At 35.8% G+C, this 17,716-nt stretch carries 18 protein-coding genes; 12 read left to right on the top strand and 6 right to left on the bottom strand.

Annotated features, from left to right (window positions below; all coding sequences use genetic code 11):
* Positions 1–117: 117 nt before the first annotated feature.
* The 4 genes from K5G00_RS21770 to parS form a co-directional block, all read right to left on the bottom strand.
* On the bottom strand, positions 118–732 hold the full coding sequence (locus K5G00_RS21770) for a hypothetical protein (protein ID WP_238768471.1): 615 nt from the start codon (positions 730–732) through the stop codon (positions 118–120).
* Between the two features lie 145 nt (positions 733–877).
* Complete coding sequence (xerA, locus tag K5G00_RS21765; protein WP_238768469.1) at positions 878–2,026, bottom strand: site-specific tyrosine recombinase/integron integrase; 1,149 nt, start codon at positions 2,024–2,026, stop codon at positions 878–880.
* Between the two features lie 767 nt (positions 2,027–2,793).
* On the bottom strand, positions 2,794–3,258 hold the full coding sequence (locus K5G00_RS21760; RefSeq protein WP_238768468.1) for an RES family NAD+ phosphorylase: 465 nt from the start codon (positions 3,256–3,258) through the stop codon (positions 2,794–2,796).
* On the bottom strand, positions 3,258–3,644 hold the full coding sequence (gene parS / locus K5G00_RS21755; RefSeq protein WP_238768466.1) for a type II RES/Xre toxin-antitoxin system antitoxin: 387 nt from the start codon (positions 3,642–3,644) through the stop codon (positions 3,258–3,260). Before parS ends, K5G00_RS21760 begins: the two co-directional genes overlap by 1 nt.
* 747 nt (positions 3,645–4,391) lie before the next feature.
* Here parS and K5G00_RS21750 point away from each other — a divergent pair.
* Both K5G00_RS21750 and K5G00_RS21745 read left to right on the top strand, forming a co-directional pair.
* The gene (locus K5G00_RS21750; RefSeq protein ID WP_238768464.1) at positions 4,392–4,667 is read left to right on the top strand and encodes a helix-turn-helix domain-containing protein; all 276 of its coding nucleotides are present in this window, start codon (positions 4,392–4,394) and stop codon (positions 4,665–4,667) included.
* Positions 4,668–4,672: 5 nt separating this feature from the next.
* The gene (locus tag K5G00_RS21745) at positions 4,673–5,908 is read left to right on the top strand and encodes a type II toxin-antitoxin system HipA family toxin (protein WP_238768462.1); all 1,236 of its coding nucleotides are present in this window, start codon (positions 4,673–4,675) and stop codon (positions 5,906–5,908) included.
* A gap of 264 nt (positions 5,909–6,172) precedes the next feature.
* Here the strand turns inward: K5G00_RS21745 and K5G00_RS21740 are convergent, their stop codons facing one another.
* Positions 6,173–6,532 carry a winged helix-turn-helix transcriptional regulator gene (locus K5G00_RS21740; protein WP_238768460.1) on the bottom strand — a complete coding sequence of 120 codons (360 nt, stop codon included), beginning with the start codon at positions 6,530–6,532 and terminating at the stop codon, positions 6,173–6,175.
* A 124-nt stretch (positions 6,533–6,656) separates the two neighbouring features.
* On the opposite strand from K5G00_RS21740, the gene K5G00_RS21735 reads away from it, so the two are divergent.
* The 10 genes from K5G00_RS21735 to K5G00_RS30085 all read left to right on the top strand — a co-directional run bounded on the left by K5G00_RS21735 (position 6,657) and on the right by K5G00_RS30085 (position 15,890).
* Positions 6,657–7,451: an SDR family oxidoreductase gene (locus K5G00_RS21735; RefSeq protein ID WP_238768458.1), complete on the top strand. Its 795-nt coding sequence runs from the start codon at positions 6,657–6,659 to the stop codon at positions 7,449–7,451.
* Positions 7,452–7,472: 21 nt separating this feature from the next.
* Positions 7,473–7,796: a nuclear transport factor 2 family protein gene (locus K5G00_RS21730; protein WP_238768456.1), complete on the top strand. Its 324-nt coding sequence runs from the start codon at positions 7,473–7,475 to the stop codon at positions 7,794–7,796.
* Between the two features lie 661 nt (positions 7,797–8,457).
* Positions 8,458–9,414 (top strand): AraC family transcriptional regulator, encoded by a 957-nt coding sequence (locus K5G00_RS21725; RefSeq protein ID WP_238768454.1) that lies wholly within the window; start codon positions 8,458–8,460, stop codon positions 9,412–9,414.
* 160 nt (positions 9,415–9,574) lie between these two features.
* Entirely contained in the window at positions 9,575–10,504 is a 930-nt protein-coding gene (locus K5G00_RS21720) for a hypothetical protein (protein WP_238768452.1), read from the top strand.
* Positions 10,505–10,724: 220 nt separating this feature from the next.
* Entirely contained in the window at positions 10,725–11,729 is a 1,005-nt protein-coding gene (locus tag K5G00_RS21715) for a leucine-rich repeat domain-containing protein (protein ID WP_238768450.1), read from the top strand.
* A 25-nt stretch (positions 11,730–11,754) separates the two neighbouring features.
* On the top strand, positions 11,755–12,594 hold the full coding sequence (locus K5G00_RS21710) for an NmrA family NAD(P)-binding protein (RefSeq protein ID WP_238768448.1): 840 nt from the start codon (positions 11,755–11,757) through the stop codon (positions 12,592–12,594).
* A gap of 87 nt (positions 12,595–12,681) precedes the next feature.
* The gene (locus tag K5G00_RS21705) at positions 12,682–13,122 is read left to right on the top strand and encodes a DUF5367 family protein (protein ID WP_238768446.1); all 441 of its coding nucleotides are present in this window, start codon (positions 12,682–12,684) and stop codon (positions 13,120–13,122) included.
* A gap of 3 nt (positions 13,123–13,125) precedes the next feature.
* Entirely contained in the window at positions 13,126–13,620 is a 495-nt protein-coding gene (locus K5G00_RS21700) for an anthrone oxygenase family protein (RefSeq protein ID WP_238768444.1), read from the top strand.
* Positions 13,621–13,859: 239 nt separating this feature from the next.
* Positions 13,860–15,212, top strand: a complete 1,353-nt coding sequence (locus K5G00_RS21695) for a serine hydrolase domain-containing protein (RefSeq protein WP_317235563.1) — start codon at positions 13,860–13,862, stop codon at positions 15,210–15,212.
* Between the two features lie 12 nt (positions 15,213–15,224).
* Positions 15,225–15,890 (top strand): CatB-related O-acetyltransferase, encoded by a 666-nt coding sequence (locus K5G00_RS30085; protein ID WP_317235562.1) that lies wholly within the window; start codon positions 15,225–15,227, stop codon positions 15,888–15,890.
* Positions 15,891–16,133: 243 nt separating this feature from the next.
* Here K5G00_RS30085 and K5G00_RS21685 read toward each other — a convergent pair whose 3' ends face one another.
* Positions 16,134–17,708 (bottom strand): SusD/RagB family nutrient-binding outer membrane lipoprotein, encoded by a 1,575-nt coding sequence (locus tag K5G00_RS21685; RefSeq protein WP_238768440.1) that lies wholly within the window; start codon positions 17,706–17,708, stop codon positions 16,134–16,136.
* Between the last annotated feature and the right edge of the window lie 8 nt (positions 17,709–17,716).

The raw sequence follows: 17,716 nt of genomic DNA, 5'->3' as shown, positions 1-17,716 counted from the left end.
GGATTGCGGGTGATTGTCCGTCCGCAGGACGAAGACAATCAGGCGTGAATCCGGGGCGACAACCTGCACCGAATGCCGCAATGCAATTTACAAAATGTTATAGCCAGTTTTTATTTTTTAAAATCCTATTCTATAAACTCGATACCAATTGTCTTTTATTTTCCAGTTCGATTTAGGATGTTTTTCTATCAGATTTTCAATTTGTTTTTTTTCTTCAGAATCCTCGGTATAAACAAAATATGTCGATGGCGAATCAAAAAAATTTCTAAAAACCCAGAATTTTACTGTCAAAGTACTATCTGTCCTATTTTTATAAAATACAATGTCATTCCCACCATTAGAAACAATTGGAAACTCAAAAGGCAATTCGCATATCTGTCCACTTTTTCCTTTGCCTGGTTTTAATGTATTATTTTTGACTTGTTCTACAATTTTAACTCGTTTATTTAAAAGAATAATCCAGTCTATTTTCTCAATTGTCCGATTAGGTACATCTCTATAAAAAGTTAGAATAAAAAGACTTGTGATAACAAGAAGACTATAAAATCTTTGTTTTTTTATTTGATGTCTTTCCTTAATTAATTTTACAATTTGGATTATTGTCATAATTAACAAAAAAACAGTCATAAATATCCACTCGAAAGCAAGAATGAAATATGGAACAATGTAGTAATTCAAAAGAGTAATAATTATCCATATTACACAAATCCATATTAATGTTTTTTTACTCATACGTTCTTTGCTATGAGGCTCTGTTTAAATTGGCTATAACGAAGTAATATAATGACCGTTAATTATATTTCGGTTATAGTTTTGGATTTTGTTCATTATATTCCGGCAATACACCATAATATATTTACGCTCTTCATTTTTAAAATTAAAAAAGATCATCAATCGGATTTTTTAATTCTGAGAAACTGGTTTGTGATACATGAGTGTATATTTCCGTTGTTTCTGAACTGGAATGTCCAAGTAATTCCTGAATTATCCTTAAATCAGTTCCTTGTTCCAAATGATGGGTGGCAAAACTGTGACGCAAAATATGAGGATAAACTCTTTTTTTTATTTCTGCCTTTCGTGCCGCTTTTTTAATCACATTATAAACACTTGCTTCGCTGTATTTCTCCCCTTTTTTCTCTCCTTCAAACAACCATTTTACAGGATTATCATTTTTATAATAAACGCGCAACCCATCCAGTGTACCTTTTGCCAGCGGAACATAACGATCTTTTTTCCCCTTTCCTCCCCTTATCTTAACCAGCATTCTTTTTGAATCTATATCGCTCAATATTAAATTAATTGCTTCGCTCCGTCTTAATCCGCATGAATAAATAAGCGAAATCAGCGCCTTGTGTTTAAGGTATTTTGTTGCGTTTATCATTTCCTTAATTTCATTTTTGCTCAATACGTCAGGCAACTTTCTTTCTTTTGCCGGCCTCTGAATATCATAGCATTGTTTCTCCCTTCCAACCACCTGTTCATAATAGAATTTAATCGCGTTTATTCTTTGATTTTGCTGACTCGGAGAAATTTTCTGCTCTCTTATTAATTTTAGAATATAACTATTAATTTCCTCTTTATTTATTTGCTCTAAATCCCGGTTGTTAAAATAACGGACAAAATCTTTAAAATAGCTGGTGTAAATTTTTATTGTATTCGGGCTACGTCTTTTTTGTTCAAGTATCTCCAGGTAACCAGGGGGCAATTCAATCCGAAGTTTATTTTGTCCTTTTTTTTGTGGGTTAAAAGATTTTTGCTGGTTTTTGTTTAGCTCTGAATAATTAATATACGTCAGGGGGTTAAACTGAAGGTAAAACTTGTTCAGGTCGAAATCTTTTTCGTTTATGTACCAGCACCCCATTGTACGGCTCCACCGCGCAGGTGTGCCGGCACGTAACAAGTCCTTAATCTGCACATTATACGGGAATTCAACACGTATTACATTTTGCTCTCTGTGAAATCCTTTTTTAAGTGTTATGTTGGGCAGTGCGTTCAATGGTCCTGATTTTGATACTAAAATTAACAATCTTTTAATAAAAAGCAATACCCGAAGCCGCAGTGTTTTAATTTTTCAGTTAAGCTTTCATTTTTTGAAACAACATTCAAATGAATATCAATATTTTTTCATCTTCCTCTTTTATTGATATTTAGGTGTTTTTTGTATTATTTTTTTGGAATACGTGAGATGTCCGTTTTCAGAAAAGTCAATAGTGGTAAAGGTCAGTTATATAAATCAGTCATGTACTAAAACGAATCATATAAAAAGTAATATTGCCATTTTAACACTCCTAAAAAATCATCAGTGTCACTAATCAGGCATTATCTTCTGTTTCATTCCATTTCGAAGCAATCTTTTGGAAATCTTTATAGTAATGAAACGATTCCATATTTAGGTTTACAAGGCCAAAAGCCATGTTAGGTATTTCCAGTGTCTGAAACTCTTTTTGTAATTATGTTAGCTGGACTAAATATGCCTCAATAAAATCAACAAAGGAATGAATTTTATCTTCCTCTAGGTAAAGAACAATACCTTAAATGATTCCCAGAAGAATAATTATATCAGTGATGAAGAAAAACAAAAAATCAAAGGAATTTACAGATTGTACCGCAATCATCAGGTTAACTTACCGCAGTTTTTATACAACAAAAGTATTAGGGGCGATTGGAAAAGGCAAAATTATTACAAACCAACCAACGATGAATTTATCCGTCAATCGTATTACACTTAACCTAAAAACTCAGAATAGACTGAAAATGAAATATTATCAACTACCTTATAATTATACTAAATTATCAACCATTTTGTGAGATACGTTTATCAAATATAAACGGAACTTTGCTGACGATTTTACAAGATCGGAAATTCAGGTGGAGTGGATTTAAAATAATATTATACTCCTCAGGAATAACGACAGAAGGGACTTTAAGGGCTAAGTATTTTCTTTCACGTAAAAAGGAAGTGCCATAATTAATTGTTTCAGACGTAAAAGGAAATCCATCCCATCCTTTTACAAGAACTTCTTTGGGAACTGTATAAGCTTCTATGTTCTCTGGGATTTCAATTTTTATTAGCAACAAATTATTGGGAAGATTCTCTAAACTTGTTATATGAACAAGTTTTTCCCACGCAGCCAGGGATGCATGTTCGGACGTATAAATAATCAAACTGCCTTTTCTGTGCCATCTTCCAGTACCATACACCCCTCCTACCCCATCAAGCGCTGAATGTTCCTTATGGGCAATCCTGTATACAAACATCAGGCAGAAAATCCATATTCAATTGCATTTAACTCATCCATGACCAATTGTATACCGGAAAAAGTGTCCAGGTAGGAAACTGGTTTTTCGCCACCCATAGCCACACTTTCTGAATTCAACCAGTTATAAAATTTATCCCGGCTACCAAAGATATCGATCCCCTTTCTAAATAGTTTCGCTATATACAATGCCCTTTCTGACGGCCCGGGGGCAATCAGTTGTGATGGCTCCTTTTCCTGGATTGATCGAGTAGAAATTCTTAGATACGAACTCAGCTCCTTCAATGTTAAACCTGACTCCCGCGCAATTGACAAAAGCCTGGATTTCTGAATGCCATTCCTGGCACCAATCAAAAAATCTTTTTCTGAAATCTCCAGTGCACTCATAATAAAATGAATTTATTCGCTCAAATATACGAATAATTTCTGCTCTTTTGTTAATATGGCAATTTGCTTTTTTCATTAAGCATAAAATTTATGCCCAAAATTCCATAGTATATGCTTAAGTTATCTTTGCATTCCAGTTGTTTATATAGAACCATATTGAAAGTACAGATAGAATATTATAAAAAGGATTGTTTTAGAAGGGCAGTTATTTTTTGGGGTTCACAAATAACAAATATTGAAAATAGCAGCATGAAGAATAGTTGGAGTAATCATTTCATTATTATATTTAGTCTCAAAATTCAAAATTAGTATTTTAACAAAAAACCGTTCCTTACAAGTCACTTTCATATAATTTGTGTATATTTAACACATAATATACTGATAATCAAAGAAAGGGACTAAATCGAGACCAATTGATTTAAGTGCTTTATAAAATACTGAAAGACACGGTGATACGAGATTAAGTTCGAATCCCGGTGGGATCACTTGTCTTCAAAAGGGTATGATTTGTTTTCATACCCTTTTGTTTTTTTATGAATCTTTATTAAGCCCTATTCTGCAATATTTAATTTCCTTTTAACTTATTAATTCAGGTATTTTTCAAGTTTTATTTGACGTTTGAAAAGGCACAACTCACTAGTTTAAGTTAATTGAAACAGATGTATCTCTCATATATATTGCGGTCAATATATTAGCCATTTTGATCCAATTTTACTATATTTGGTTAATATTTTAACCATTCAAAAAATGTACTCACTAGAACCAACTCCGGCAGAAATAAGTAAAAGTTTAGCACAAAGACATCGGTTATTACGAAAAAAACTTCACCTTTCTCGAAAAGAAATGGCTGAGCGCTCAGGTGTTTCTTTAGGCAGTTTAAAGCGTTTTGAAAATACGGGAAAGATATCTCTGGAAGCACTTCTAAAACTTGCTAATCTAATAGGACGACTTAAAGACTTTGATTCGATTTTTCAAACCGATGACGACCTCAACAAGGTTGAACAGCTTTTTACCAATAAATAAGTATTATGAAAGCCATCGAAAAACTATTTGTTTCACTTTATATTGAAGGGCAGAAATACGAAGTTGGTGAATTAATTATTTCTGAGCAAAAGATTTACTTCCGCTATAACTCCGATTTCAAATCAACCGGATTAAATCTATCTCCTATAAGACTTCCCTTTAATACAGAAATTAATACTTGCCCAAAAGAACCTTTTGATGGATTATTTGGAGTTTTCAATGATTCGTTACCCGATGGTTGGGGCCGCCTGCTTCTTGACAGAACTTTAAGTTCAAAAGGAATAAATACATCCAGAATTACTCCGCTCGACCGATTAGCCTTTGTTGGCAACGGAGGAATGGGAGCTCTTGTTTACCAACCTGAATTTGAATCTGATTCAGAACTTTTATCAGAAATTGAATTGGACTCCATTGCAAATGAAGTGTCCCAGATTTTACAAGGAACCAGTTCTGAAATAATTGAAGAGCTATTTATACTTGGTGGCTCTTCTGGTGGTGCCAGACCAAAGATATTTGTGGCTTACAATCCTAATTCTGAGGAAATAATTCATGGAGAAGAAGAAACACCAAACGGTTTTGAAGACTGGATCATAAAGTTTGCATCCTCAATAGATAATCCTGAAATTGCAAAAATTGAATACGCGTATCATAAAATGGCATTAAAAGCAGGTATAGAGATGAATGATTGTAAGCTCTTTAAAGGAAAATCCGGGAGGTTTTACTTTGGAACTAAGCGATTCGATAGGAAAAATAACAAAAGGCTTCATGTTCATACAGCTTCCGGTTTAATGCACGATAACTTCAGGGCCAGTACAATGGACTATGGACATCTTATGGATTGTGCTTTTCGACTAGAAAAACATGTGAATGCGTATCGGAAGATATTTCGTTTGGCAGCTTTCAATGTTTTTAGCCATAATCACGATGATCACAGCAAGAACTTTTCTTTTTTAATGAACGCCAAAGGAATATGGCAATTCGCACCTGCATACGACCTCACGTTTTCCTATTCATCATTCGGATTTCACAGTACCATGATAGCTGGCGAGAGTCAAAAACCGGGTGTAGAACACCTTTTAAAACTAGCCAATCATTTTGGTTTAAACGATGGCAAAGAAATAATCGATGAAGTCAGAAGTGCGATTGCAGATTGGAAAGATATTGCGAAAGAATTTGATATCAGTTCAGAAACAACAGAAAGCATACAATTGGCACTAAACAAAATTGGAAAATCTAATTGAGGGCTCCTTATAATTTCAAAGCTTTCTTTCGGTTTTCAGTTTGCACATGATTCAAAATAGCATTAAAATCTTCGATCAAAAAGTTCGACATTTTCCGGTTGGGCTCACTTGGTCAATTTGGCTTTACAGAGGTATGGTTTGTCTTCATACCTCTGTTGTTTTATAATTAATTCATTAAAAGATTCAACAACTAAATACCTTATTTATAAGCACAAATTCCGACAAACAGATTTATCAATGATTTAAATCATCAATAAACCACCACTAATTTTGTGAAGATTTTAGGATGATGTTTCTTAACCGTTCTTCATGTTCATCCCCCCAATTTCCTAATGCAGAAATGACCGGAATTAATGTTCTTCCAAAATCTGTAAGGCTATATTCCACCTTTGGTGGCACTACAGGATAAATCTTCTTTGTAATCAATTCGTGGGCTTCCAATTCTTTTAGTTGAATATTCAAAACCCTTCGGGAAGCATCAGGAATTTTACGTTGCAGTTCGCTTGGACGTTTGTGTCCTTCGTTGATGAACCACAGCAAACGGATTTTCCATTTGCCGTAAAGCACTTCACCAATTAAATCTAAACCACAATTAAGGTTTAACGGAATCTTTCTTTCATACATTTTACAAAGTTACCCCAATGTTCAAAAATGCACAATAGGGGAAAAATTTATCCCTATGCAATTCGATTTTCCGTACTTGTTTCAATCAGACATACTTCTCATTTTTGCATCAAAGCATAAACAAATGGAACAAGTATTTAATTTCAACGACGAATTATCAGGTAAGATTGCTTTGGTAACAGGCGGTACCAAAGGAACAGGAAAAGCCATTGCTGAAAGATTGTCAAATGCAGGTGCAATTGTTATAATTACAGCCAGGAATGTACCGAAAGAAACCAATAAAAAACTGCATTTTATTTCTGCAGATTTATGCAAACCCTCAGAAACACAAAAGGTGGTTTCAGAAGTATTGGGAAAATTCGGAAGGGTGGATATTCTGGTAAATAATTTGGGTGGTTCAGAAACGCAGAGCGGTGGTTTTGCAGTTTTGAGTGACCAAGATTGGGAACAGACCATTCAAACCAATTTATTGGCACCCGTTCGTCTGGATAGAGGATTTTTACCACAAATGATAAAACGAAGAAGTGGCGTAATCATTCACATTGCATCTATTCAAGGGAAATTGCCTCTTCATAACAGCACCTTGCCGTACGCCGCAGCAAAAGCAGGTTTAATCAATTACAGTAAAGGTTTATCAAAAGAAGTTTCACCAAAAGGAGTAAGAGTTTTAACGGTTTCACCCGGTTGGATTATGACAACTTCTGCAACCCGAATGACGGAACGTATTGCCGAGAGTTCAAATACAACAATTGAACAAGCAACACAAAGTATCATGGAGGCATTGGGAGGAATTCCAATTGGCAGACCTGCACACCCCGAAGATGTAGCAGAATTGGTTGGGTTCCTGGTTTCTCCACGAGCCAACTATTTAACAGGAACAGAATTTACAATCGACGGTGGTACCATTCCCACTATTTAATAACTTAAAAATATAAGAACAATGAACTTACCAAAAGTAGTAGCCGATTTAGTCGAGGCTCAAAACAATTACGACAGTAATGCTTATGCAAACTGTTTTTCTGAAACAGCAATCGTTTTCGACGAAGGGAACACCTACAAAGGCAGAACAGAGATCCAAAATTGGATTGCCGATGCAAACGAAAAATACAAATCGGTAAAGAAACCGATTAATTTTGCGGCAAACGAAACGGAAAGTGTTTTATTGGCAGAAGTTTCAGGCAATTTTGAAGGGAGCCCTGTTGTGTTACATTACCATTTTCAAATTGCTGACGAGCAAATAGAGTCGTTGAAAATTACAGTCTAAAAAAAGAACAGTGACAGGTCACTATCACTTGTGTTTCTTCTGTTTTTTTTGCGTATAGAAACTTCAAAACCGAGTTAAAATCCTCCGACAAAAAGTTCGACATTTTTCCGGTTGGGTTCACTTGGCCAATTTAGCTTTACAGAGGTATTATTTGTCTTCATACCTCTGGTGCTTTTTAATTAATTCTTTAGTAGGATCATTAATTTATCAACTTTACCGACTATGCTTCTCCTTTATAATATTCCCCTGCAGCCCCTTCAAAATATTCGTCTCCTCATCAATAATTATCCCGAACTCACCTTATTTAATAAAATAACCAAAAGTACTTAGTTATCTTTTCACGCCTTGGAATAAAATCTGTAAAAAACAGGAACTAATTTTAAGTTGAATATAATAAGCCATTATTGGTAATGGGTCATTAATGCATAACTAAACTATATATCATTTTCAGTGTTACAATAACAATGAAATGGAAACTTGTTCATAAACACTTTCAGCCTTTTAGGCGGAATTATAATTGTCCGGAAAGTGTTGTTTCCGTAATGCTTAAAAGGGGTATTTAAAATTGTAAGGTTTTGTTTAAAATTCCTGAATTATTTACAGGTTCTGTATTGCTTCTTGTTTCCAAATGAAATACATATCAATACATCTATATCGTAAAATGATAAATCATGCTTTAAATGAAGGCATGACTCTCGATGACTTCAACGATTTACCAACTCCAATTGATGCTGTCGATAAAATTCAGGTTGTTCCGGCAAATCACTTTTTTAAACTGCACGAAAAATTAGATGAAAAATTAGGACCCGGATTTTCGGTGAGAATCGGTCAACAAATGAAAATAGAAGATTATGGAGTTTTAGGATTATCCTGGAAAACCTGTTCGTGGGCTGGCGAGATTTTTGAACGAAGTGAACGGTATTTTAAGTTGTTATCAAATACCTATTTCTTTATGGTTGAAAAAGATGTGGAAATATCCCGTATTTTCTTAAACCGCGAGGCTCACCGCCGGGGTATGGAATTATCCAACGAGGCTACATTATCTGCTACAGTTGTTGTGCTTCGGGCGATGACGGAATCCGACATTTCTCCTGTTGAAGTTTCATTTAAACATGCTCCTCCGGTAAAACTTGACGACTATACAAAGGCTTTCAACTGTCCCATTCTGTTTAACCAACCACAAAACTACATTGCATACAAAAAAGAAGATCTGGAAATGCGGACCGCAAAAGCTGATGAAAGCATTAATCGGTTCCTGGTTGAAAGAGTTGAAGAAGAAACAAAAGGCATTGAATTAAGTGCAAATAAAATAGTTAATGATGTTGAAAATCTGATTAAAGATGCTCTCCCAAGCGGAATCCCGGGTGTTGAGCAGATAGGACAAATAATGGGTATGAGCAGGCGGACGCTTACCCGCCGCTTATCTGAAAATAGCCTTACTTTTAGAGACCTGATTAAAAGAATACAGGAAGAAGTTTCAAAAGATCTTCTCAAAAACTCAGAAAGAAGTATTGCTGAGATTGCCTTTGAAGCTGGTTTTTCAGAACAAAGTGCCTTTAGTCGTGCCTTCAAAAACTGGACAAATCAGTCCCCTGTAGAATTTCGTAAAATCCAATAAAACACTTCTGGCGCAAAGTGTCAAAAGATTGGCTTTAAAGGTCAAGCATAAGTCTCCTTCCCAACTTAATTTTGCTTTGTGAATAATTACGTAAGAAAAGGTCAGAGTTAAAATCCCCGGCTAATGATAGCCGAGACCATTAGCAAATATTTTAAAAGATATGTATAAATTTTTATCGATTTTCTTAATCATTGCAGCAATTTTTAGTTGTAAAAACAATACAGTTTCATATTTCGATCAGGAGCCGCCATCTATAATCCCGGAATTATTTGCACCATCAATTGTTAATACGGACAGTATTGAACTTAATGTCGTTTTTAATTATGGCAATACAGAAATGTTCTTTTCAAGAATTGTGGACAACAGTTTTGTTATTCACCATTCTGAATTGATTAATGGAAAATGGTCTGACATTAAACCCATTAAAATGTACGATGATAATGTCTTGGTTTCAGTTGCCTGTGACCCTACAATTACCAAAGATGGAAAGACAATGTATTTTCTTGGTGTTGACCCAAAGGTTTATAAAAATGATGTAACCCGGGAAGAACTTTACACAATACCGCCTGATATTTATAAAAGTGAAAAAGTGGACGGAAAATGGGAATTAGCCTCGAAAGTGGATTTCTCAGTTTCTACAGAATATCTAGAAACCTATCCTGTTGTAACAGCAGATGGGAGTTTATATTTTCGTTCAAACAGACCAAGTGATGAAGGCGGAATGAACACCTATCGTGCACAATATTTAGGAAATGGAAAATTTGAAACTCCTGTTATCATTAACACAAAGACAGAGAAAAAAGAACCAATAACTTATGTTTCACCAGATGAGCGGTTTGCCATTACGAATGGACAAGGTAAATTTCAAATAACCTTTAATGATAAGAGTGAATGGACAAAACCGAAAGAAATACCATTAAACTATGAAACCGGCTGGCGTTATTATTGCCCTTATATGTCTTCTGACGGAAAATATTCTATCTACTCCAGAAGATATAATCCCTCTGAAAAGAAAGGCTGGGCAGGTGTTGAAAAAGGAGAAGTTTATTGGGTAAACGCTGATGTACTCTTCAATGCTAAAACAGAATAAAACATTTACTATCAATGTTACGGTTTGAAGAAGAATCAAAGTGCATTCAGCCGTTCTTTCAAAAACCGGACAAATCAGTCTCCAACAGAATTTCGTAAAATCCAATAAAAAATCTATCTGGCTCAAAGTGTCAAAAGATTGGCATTAAGGGTCAAGCAATTATCTCCTTCCAAACTTAATTTTGCTTTGTGAATAAATACGAAGTAAAATTCAATTCAAAATGAGAGATAATATTTTAGCAAGCGAAAATACTGGTAGAATAAGTAGCAGTTCAGTACTGAAACGACAAAGACATTATATCCGAATCGTAACAACAAGAAAAAGAGATAAGCAATGGAAAATTGAAAGGAAATTGAAATCGGATTTTACTGATGGCTCCAGATTTTTAAGAAATGTACTCATCCTGTTCAGCTTGATTACACTCATTCTTGTTATTGCTTCCTGTACTAAAGATGATGAACACACAGACCCCATCAATGATTTCGTATACATTCCGGACAATCAATTTGAATCCATACTGATTGAGCAAAATATAGATTCAGATGGAGTCGTCAATCAAAAAATTTCGAAAACAGATGCTCTGGGAGTAACTCATTTAGACCTAAACCCTTCTGCTTCAGACATGTACATTGAAGACTTAACAGGTATTGAAGGATTCACCAACCTCACCTATTTGTCTGCTTCAGGTCATCTGATGGAAGAAATTGATTTGAGCCACAATACCCAATTGGATACGGTGCTGCTCCGGGCAAATGAGCTCCATTCCATTCAGGGGCTGTCAAAGTTGGAGAGCCTAATAAAAATTGACCTGTCCTGGAATCTTCTGGACTCACTTTCATTCAAAAGTGAAACCATTGAAGTATTGCTCGCCAGTCATAATCATTTAAAATTCGTTGAAATTGAAAATGCAGATCAGCTAAAAAGTATCATTTTAACCAGCAACAAGCTTCCTTCTGTAAATCTCGGTACGTACCCCTTATTAGAAACACTGTTGCTTTCCGATAATCTTTTGCAAACCATCGACCTTGTTCAAAACGATAATTTAAGCCATCTGTACATATCGGGTAATTCACTGTCGGAGCTCAGTGTAAGCAGCAATCAAAATCTTGTGGATCTCAGGGTGGATCGCAATCCCAGTTTAACCTGCATTCATATCAATGATGACCAGCAGATTCCTACCGTTTCACTTTCGGAATATCAGAAATTGAGTTCGAATTGTAACTAGTAATAAATTTAAAAACAATTAAACAATGAAAGACAATTTTTTAGTTATCGGCGGAACTGGTAAAACCGGTCGCCGAGTTTCAGAGAACTTATCAAAATCGGGACACAACGTAAGGATTGCTGGTCGAAAGACAAACCCGGCATTTGACTGGGAAGATCCAGATACCTATGATGCTGTTTTAAAAGATATGGACAGAGCCTACATCGTATACTATCCTGATTTGGCCGTCCCAGGCTCAAGAGAAGCTATAAATATACTTACTGAAAAGGCTTTAAAGGCAGGCCTGGAAAAAGTGGTATTACTTTCCGGGAAAGGAGAGAAAGAAGCCGAAGCCTGTGAACAGATTGTTGCGGATTCAGGACTGAACTATACAATAGTGAGAGCTTCCTGGTTCAACCAAAATTTTAGCGAAGGTGCTTTTCTTGACTTTGTAATATCGGGAAATGTCGCACTTCCAATGCCCGGGGCAGAAATCCCTTTTGTAGATGCAGATGACATTGCTGAAGTAGTAGCCAAAGTACTTGTGGATGATTCCTACAACGGAGAAACCGTAACCGTTACCGGGCCAAGGAAAATGACTTTCAGGGAAGCGGTAGAAACAATAGCTGCTGAAATAGGAAAGGAAATTAATTATCAGCCCATTTCTATAGAAGAATTCAAAGATGGAATGAAAGCAGCCGGATTACCTGATTCGTATGTCTGGTTGTTTGGCTATCTGTTCGAAGAAGTTTTAGGAAACCCAGACAATCAGGAGGTATCACATGATGTGCAAAAGGTACTGGGAAGAGAGGCTATGGATTTCAGGGATTATGTTGCAAAAACACTGACAACAGGTGTTTGGAATCAGGATGTACCTGTTCGTTAAAGATTATGACGATGAGTAAGTGGTAGCAGGCTGAATAAGGCAATACTTCTTACTTACTATTTTTAATTCATTCAAAATTTTAAACAAATGAAAAATCTAAATTTAAAACATGCAATAATTAGTTCACTGGTCGTTTATGCCCTTGGGATCCTTGCATTTGTTGGGTCATATTTTGTACCAATCATGGAGGATTCTGATCTCCAGGCCAATATTGTGCTTATGGCAGCTATTATTCCGGCTGCTTACATAGGAGCTTACCTATACTATCACAGAGGAAATAGTACTCACGGATTTGTATTAGGAAGTGTCCTGTTTTCGAGTGCGATTGTACTCGATGCAGTCATCACCGTTCCTGTTTTCATTATTCCAAATGGTGGAAATCATCTCGCATTCTTTGGAGATCCAGGTTTCTGGCTAATTGGTTTTGTATATGTGGCTGTTGTTGCCACATACTGGAAATTAAAGGTGGTAAAACAAGTCAGGTATAGCAATGAATGCAATGATTCAACAAAACGTTTATTAGAATAAAAAATGAATACAACTATTTTAATTATAACGATAATATTTTCAGGTCTAATGGCCGGATTGTTTTATTCATGGTCAATTTCTGTCACTCCAGGACTAGCTAAAATTAATAATGTCAGTTACCTCCGGGCATTTCAGTCGATGAACAGGGCAATTATAAATCCCTTGTTTTTTGTTGTCTTTTTCGGCTTGGTGATATTGCTGCCTTTGTTAAGTTATTTGTCATACCAGACTTCAATTAGTAACCAGTTTTGGTATGTTATTTTTGCCACCATTCTCTATTTTGTTGGAATTATGGGAGTAACTATTGGAGGCAACGTCCCTTTGAACAATGCACTTGAAGCATTACAAATAGAGTCGATGACACCAGAACAAATGGATGAATTCCGAAAGAGCTTTGAAAGCAAATGGAACCGTCTTAACCTTATTCGAACAATAAGCTCAACAATTACTTTTTTATTACTGGTAATCGCATGTGTCCGTGAGTTTTATTCCACTTGAAACCATATCAAAAAATCACACAACCAACTCAATACCAATACAATACAAATAATTTATTTTAAAACATGAATTAAATAATAAAGTCATGAAAAATATAATGTTTATCGTAATTTATTTTTTAGCATTTTTTTTTAGGCTGCGATCCGGCGAAAGCAGAATCAAAAATCAACAACGACAGCCTGAAATCCCGGATAGAAACCTATCTGAACAGAAGTGTTGAAAATGGATATTCTGCATCGGTGTTGGTGGCGGTAAAAGGAAACATTGTTTTATCGGAAGGATTTGGATGGGCTGATAGAGAGAAAGAGATTCCAATTACCGCCTCAAGCGTTTCTAATATTGGCTCGGTAACCAAACAGTTTACCGCAAGCGCAATTATAAAATTAGTTGAGCAGGCAAAAATCAATACATCAGATAATCTGATTAAGTTTTTCCCGGAAGTTGCTGAAAATAAAAAAGAAATAACTGTTCACCAGCTATTAACACATACATCGGGTATTTCACCAGGAACAGGAGGTTTCAGGTACGACGAAGCTACAAAAGACCAGTTCCTGAAAGATTTTTTTGATTCGAAACTGTTAACTCCTCCCGGAAGTAAACACCGTTATGCCAATACCAATTACATTATGTTGGCAGCCATCATTGAAAAAGTATCCGGGCAAGATTATGAAACTTTTTTAACTGAAAATTTATGGAGGCCAGCCGGATTACAGAACAGCGGATACAAACACACAAATTATAAAAGCAAACAACTTGCTCATGGTTACTACTTCGATATCTCTGAAGCAAGCTGGAAAGACTGGGGGACAACTCGGGAACACCTCCCCAAAACAGAAAACCACTGGTACAGCATAGGGAAAGGCGATATTCAATCGACAGTCGAAGATCTTTATAAATGGCACTTAGCTTTAGAAGCTAATTCAGTTTTAGATGCGGAGTCGAGAAAAATGCTTGAAAGTCCTTTTACTCCTGAAAACGAAGATGGAACTTCTTTCTATGGATATGGTTGGGCAATTTCCCACACCAGCAGGGGAACCAAAATAATAACACACAACGGAAGTAATGGAATCTACTTTGCCAATTTTATAAGGTTTGTTGAAGATAATGTTGTTGTGATTGTTTTATCGAACACAATTCTCAATCCCGATTCTGAAAACGTTGCCTGGGAAATTGGCCGTATGGTTTTCAATCTGGATTATAAACCGAAACCTGTTTCGAAATTAAGTTATGAACTTGTTTACGATTATACGCAAACCAACACTCCGGAGAACGCCAAAAAATTAGTTCCTTATCTGGAAGAAAAGCTCAATGGTAAATTAAATGATAAAGCACTTTTTAACCGCTTAGGATTTAAAATGCGTGCTAAGGAAAATAAAACAGGATGGGGGTTAGAATTGTTAAAACTGAATGTTCAATTATTCCCGGATGATGGAAATCTTTGGGACTCACTTGGTGATGCTTATTTTAACTATCAACAAAACACAAATGCCATAAAAAGTTTCCAAAAAGCATTGGAGTTATGTAACAAACCGGATTGCCATTGGCGTGAAAATTCAGAAAGTAAATTGAGAAAACTTACCAGTAAATTATGATAATAAATACATATGAAAACAACATTACTTAACCCAACAAAAAAATATCCAATGGTTCTGCCTGATGGCACTGAAATAAAAACGGTGGTGTATTTGAACCAGGTAGTCGATCATCCCCGAATTGAAATCGGTGATTATAGTTATTTCGGGCATTTCGAGGTATTGGAAGATTATGCTTCATTTTTGGCCCCATATTTATTCCCTCCCAGTCCGGAAAAGTTAATTATCGGGAAATTCTGCCAAATTGCCCATGGAGTGCGGATAATTACAAGTTCAGCAAATCATAACATGAACGGATTTTCAACATTTCCATTCAACAATTTTATGATGACACCGGAAACCACGCCGGAAGAAATTGAAGCAATGTTTAAGTTTCCCGGTAAAAAGGGAGATACCATGATAGGGAACGATGTATGGATTGGGATGGAGGCCATTATTATGCCGGGTGTAACTATTGGCGACGGTGCAATTATTGGGGCACGTTCGGTAGTTGTGAATGATGTAGAGCCTTATACAATTGTTGGCGGAAATCCGGCAAAAACTTTAAAAAAACGATTCCCCGAAAAGGATATAAAAACGCTTCTTACAATAAAATGGTGGAATTGGGAGGTGGAAAAAATTGAACAAAACCTTGATGCAATTTTAAGTACTAACATCGAAAAGTTGCGAAAAACATAGCCCATCAATCGGAATATCAAATGATAAAAACTTTTTTATTCATCATATTACCTGCAACACTTTTATAATAAAATCTCAAGGTTGGGAAAGATCATGCTCAATAAATGTCTCCGTTTTTAATAAACCGATGAATATTTGGAGAATATGATGAACATTCTGGATATTATTGGATTGAAAGATATTTTGATAAAAAAGGCTGCCAAAAAAATGGCAGCCTTTTAAACTAAACAAAGGATAAAATCCTTAAAAATTGGATCCGCCTGTATCAAACCACAAACGGGTTGTAATTAAGTCATCACCTTTCATAGTCGCTGCCGCCGCGGCTATACCTTCAGCATTATTATTTCTCTGACTTACAGCAAATGTCATACGCCTGATCCATTCATCATCAGCAACAACCCCCCAGGTTGAAACGCTTTGGTTATCGTAGATATGAGGCAATTTCGGATATCCTGTCCTTCTGAAGTCGGCCCATGGCTCGTTGGGATTAGAAAATGAAGCAATCCATTTTTGAGTAATAATTTTTTCCAGTTTTGTTTCATTACTAGCACCTTCATCCCAGGCAACAGTAATATCTGTAGTCGCTTCAAAATTGTTATACGTTATATTTTCATAGAAAAGATCAACATAATCTATAGGAGTATTTGTATTATCAGCAATATAGGCTTCAGCTCCTGAAGCCCCCCATTGTGTAAAAGAAGCCGCAATACCTTTTTCATAATTTTCACGGGCATCACCCGCACCCGACCAACCACGTAAAGCAGCTTCTGCAAGGTCAAAATAAACTTCCGATGATGTTAAATACGGTCTGCGAGTCCAACTTTCAAGGTCGGTACTTACTGCAGAACAATCAGTATGATCAGTTTTTGCAGTTTTGTATGCACCATTAAGCACTCCTTTATACGGATAATCAGGATGGTCAGCATACATTGCTGCATCATATGTTGTTTCATCAAAGAACTTGGAGATACGTGGATCTTTAAACCCAACAAGGAATGATTCCATAGCTGCCGACATACGGGTATCCCCCCAATCATTACTTATTATTGTTGTATATATTTCGTTGCCATTTAGAAAGATATAACAATCGTCATCAGCAGAAGTGATTAAACCTGCAGAATGATTAATTGCCTTTTGTCCTTCTGTTTTTGCAAGCTCTGGGGCAACATTAGAAACACGAATAGCTAAACGCAAGCGCAAAGAATTAACAAATTTCTGCCACTTAAGCATATCTCCACCATAGATTTTATCAAAATTAGTTAACCCTTCATAGTCTTCATTGACTTCAAAAACAGCTTGTACCGAATCTAAATCTTCAAAAAAGTAGCCATAAAGATCTTCTTCACTATCGTATTCCCCTGTACCCCCATATTGTGAATAAATAAGCGGACCATAGTAAGTTGTTAATTTCGACATACCCATAACTTTAACCAGGTTTGCCCATTGAACAAAAACAGGATAATTTCCTGCTTCTTTCGCAATAAGTTTAACTTGCTCTGCAGGAGACATAATCCTGCTATAAATACCTCCCCAGTAATCATTATTGTAAGTAATATAATATGTTGTATTATTTAATCCTCCGTTAAAAATAGTTGGAGTTGACAGATGCATACTATATTCTTCCGAAACTAGGTTTTCAGAAGTCTGATGTGCGAAAATTTGATAGAACATAGAAGAATAGAATGAACCAATGTTATTATAATCGATGGTCAAATCACTTTCTGTAAGCTGAAGTGGATTCTCGTTCAAATCTTCCCACCCATCGGTACATGCAGTAAACAAGAGAGTAGCAATAAATATATATAGTATATTTTTCATGATATTAA

It is taken from the genome of Maribellus maritimus (assembly GCF_022267315.1).
Taxonomy (GTDB): Bacteria; Bacteroidota; Bacteroidia; order Bacteroidales; family Prolixibacteraceae; genus Draconibacterium; species Draconibacterium maritimum.
This window is presented reverse-complemented; position numbering and strand designations above follow the sequence as displayed.

Excerpts from the sequence above, each read along its gene's own strand:
- K5G00_RS21770 (WP_238768471.1), bottom strand. The coding sequence starts at position 732 with ATGAGTAAAAAAACATTAATATGGATTTGTGTAATATGGATAATTATT.
- K5G00_RS21760 (WP_238768468.1), bottom strand. The coding sequence starts at position 3,258 with ATGTTTGTATACAGGATTGCCCATAAGGAACATTCAGCGCTTGATGGG.
- parS (WP_238768466.1), bottom strand. The coding sequence starts at position 3,644 with ATGAGTGCACTGGAGATTTCAGAAAAAGATTTTTTGATTGGTGCCAGG.
- K5G00_RS21750 (WP_238768464.1), top strand. The coding sequence starts at position 4,392 with ATGTACTCACTAGAACCAACTCCGGCAGAAATAAGTAAAAGTTTAGCA.
- K5G00_RS21745 (WP_238768462.1), top strand. The coding sequence starts at position 4,673 with ATGAAAGCCATCGAAAAACTATTTGTTTCACTTTATATTGAAGGGCAG.
- K5G00_RS21740 (WP_238768460.1), bottom strand. The coding sequence starts at position 6,532 with ATGTATGAAAGAAAGATTCCGTTAAACCTTAATTGTGGTTTAGATTTA.
- K5G00_RS21735 (WP_238768458.1), top strand. The coding sequence starts at position 6,657 with ATGGAACAAGTATTTAATTTCAACGACGAATTATCAGGTAAGATTGCT.
- K5G00_RS21730 (WP_238768456.1), top strand. The coding sequence starts at position 7,473 with ATGAACTTACCAAAAGTAGTAGCCGATTTAGTCGAGGCTCAAAACAAT.
- K5G00_RS21725 (WP_238768454.1), top strand. The coding sequence starts at position 8,458 with ATGATAAATCATGCTTTAAATGAAGGCATGACTCTCGATGACTTCAAC.
- K5G00_RS21720 (WP_238768452.1), top strand. The coding sequence starts at position 9,575 with ATGTATAAATTTTTATCGATTTTCTTAATCATTGCAGCAATTTTTAGT.
- K5G00_RS21715 (WP_238768450.1), top strand. The coding sequence starts at position 10,725 with ATGAGAGATAATATTTTAGCAAGCGAAAATACTGGTAGAATAAGTAGC.
- K5G00_RS21710 (WP_238768448.1), top strand. The coding sequence starts at position 11,755 with ATGAAAGACAATTTTTTAGTTATCGGCGGAACTGGTAAAACCGGTCGC.
- K5G00_RS21705 (WP_238768446.1), top strand. The coding sequence starts at position 12,682 with ATGAAAAATCTAAATTTAAAACATGCAATAATTAGTTCACTGGTCGTT.
- K5G00_RS21700 (WP_238768444.1), top strand. The coding sequence starts at position 13,126 with ATGAATACAACTATTTTAATTATAACGATAATATTTTCAGGTCTAATG.
- K5G00_RS30085 (WP_317235562.1), top strand. The coding sequence starts at position 15,225 with ATGAAAACAACATTACTTAACCCAACAAAAAAATATCCAATGGTTCTG.
- K5G00_RS21685 (WP_238768440.1), bottom strand. The coding sequence starts at position 17,708 with ATGAAAAATATACTATATATATTTATTGCTACTCTCTTGTTTACTGCA.